General features: G+C 53.4%; 1 pseudogene. It reads left to right on the top strand.

What is annotated here, in order from left to right:
• Positions 1-126: 126 nt before the first annotated feature.
• A pseudogene (locus tag M6G53_RS25365) lies at positions 127-253 on the top strand (transposase); the annotation flags it as partial.

The following is a 253-nucleotide window of genomic DNA, read 5'->3' on the forward strand; positions in this document are numbered from 1 at the left end:
TGAAGGACAAATTAAAAAGTGGCCAACTTAAGAAACAGGCGCAAGCCGAAGTTTCTGAGTAACCACGATCAGGGGTGGGTCCGTTTTACTTTGGCAGGGTGGGTCACAATTCGATCGGTATTGACAGTTATCGACCGGGTGCGCGTCGACCAGGCCAATCAGCTTCGCGATAACCCAAAATCGCGTCAGGTCATCAAACGCAGCCGCTGGCTGTTGCTGCGCAACCCGGAAAATCTCCCCGAAGGGCATGAGG

The sequence above is a fragment of the Serratia nevei genome (assembly GCF_024160145.1).
GTDB classification, from domain to species: Bacteria; Pseudomonadota; Gammaproteobacteria; order Enterobacterales; family Enterobacteriaceae; genus Serratia; species Serratia nevei_A.